The following is a 1,795-nucleotide window of genomic DNA, read 5'->3' on the forward strand; positions in this document are numbered from 1 at the left end:
CTCCACGGCCCCGGCACCCTCCACGGCCCCGTCGGAGCCCCCGAGGACCGCCCCCGCGGACGCCACCGCCGCCATCCCGCAGGTCGGCCCCGAGCGCACCGCGCAGCAGCCCCTGCCGCCCAAGCCGCCGATCGACCTGCTGGCCGAGCTGACGAACACCCCGCCGCCTCCGCCGACTCCGGTCCGCACGATCGTCCGGCGGGTCAAGATCTGGACCCCGCTGCTCATCCTGCTGGTGATCGTATTTGCGGTCGCACAGGCCGTACGCCCCCTGCCGACGCCCACTCTGACGTTGACGGCGGACAAGACGTACGCCTTCGAGGGCGGCAAGGTCTCCCTGCCGTGGCCGAAGGAGGGCCAGGGCGCGATGGACGTGACCGGCATCGGAACGATGGACGGCTTCGGCGAGCAGACGGCCGTGCCGATCGGGTCGGTGGCCAAGGCGATGACCGCGTACGTCGTCCTCAAGGACCACCCGCTGAAGCCGGGCGCCAAGGGCCCGTCCATCCCTGTCGACGCCCTCGCCGAGAAGGAGGGTGGCTACGACGAGCAGAACGAGTCCACGCTCAACACCGTCAAGGAGGGCGACAAGCTCTCTCTGCAGGACGCCATCTCGGCCATCATGATTCCGTCCGCGAACAACATCGCCCGGCTGCTGGCCCGTTGGGACACGGACGGTTCCGAGGCGGAGTTCGTCAAGAAGATGAACGCCGCCGCCAAGGACCTCGGGATGACCAACACCAAGTACACCGACCCGTCCGGTCTGAAGGAGACGACCGTCTCCACCGCCGAGGACCAGGTCAAGCTCGGCAACGCGCTGGTGAAGATGAAGGCCCTGACGGACATCACCAGGCTCCCCAGCTGGAAGGACCCCTCCGGCAAGGAGCACCGCAACTACAACACGCTCGTCCCCTACGACAACGCCATCGGCATCAAGACCGGCTCGACCACCAAGGCCGGCGGCAACCTGCTCTTCGCGGCCACCAAGGAGGTCGGCGGCGAGAACGTGATCATCGTCGGCGCGATCCTCGGCCAGCACACGGCGCCGATCATCGACACCGTCAACGCGGTCAGCAAGACGGCGATGGTCGCCGCACAGGACGCGCTGACGAGCGAGAAGATCCTCAAGAAGGGTGACGTCGTCGGGTACGTCGACGACGGGCTCGGCGGTCACACGCCGGTCGTCGCCACCAAGGACGTCTCCGCGGTGGGCTGGGCCGGGCAGACCGTCAAGCTGGCGCTGTCGGACGACGGTACGACCATCCCGAACGAGGCGAAGACCGGAACCAAGGTGGGGTCCCTCACCGTCGGAGACGGCAAGGGGGACACCGTCGAGGTGCCCGTCGCGCTCCAGTCGGAGCTCACGGAGCCCGGTTTCGGCAGCAAGCTCGTGCGCGTGGGCTGACCACCTCCGCGTCAACCACGGCACCCCGTCGGTGGCGCGTCGCCCGGTCATTATCGGGCGACCACCGGCGGGGGTGCGTGCTAGCGTCGCGAGACCGGTCAGGTCGCGGGCCGCGTGGCCGGCCGGAGCACGAGAATCGGGACAGGTTCAGAGGGATACGGGGAGTGCGTTCAGGTGGCGACAGCGGAGCGGACACACGCCGACGACGCCGACCCGGAACCGGGCACCGCCCCGCGAATAGCGGAACTCTCCCGGGACACCGCTCGTGAGACGACCACCGCGGACGGCAAGGAGACTGCCGACGGCAAGGAGACCGCGGACGGCGAGAAGACCGCGGACGACAAGGTGACCGCCGGAGCGGCGGGTCGCACACGCCTGACCCGCCCGACC

Annotated in this window: 2 pseudogenes; both read left to right on the forward strand. The window is 69.4% G+C overall.

Annotated elements, in window-relative coordinates:
* Window positions 1-1,405, forward strand: a pseudogene (locus FNH08_RS49575) (D-alanyl-D-alanine carboxypeptidase); the annotation flags it as partial.
* 174 nt (window positions 1,406-1,579) lie between these two features.
* Window positions 1,580-1,795, forward strand: a pseudogene (locus FNH08_RS49580) (MFS transporter); the annotation flags it as partial.

The organism is Streptomyces spongiae (assembly GCF_009377185.1).
Classification (GTDB): domain Bacteria; phylum Actinomycetota; class Actinomycetes; order Streptomycetales; family Streptomycetaceae; genus Streptomyces; species Streptomyces spongiae.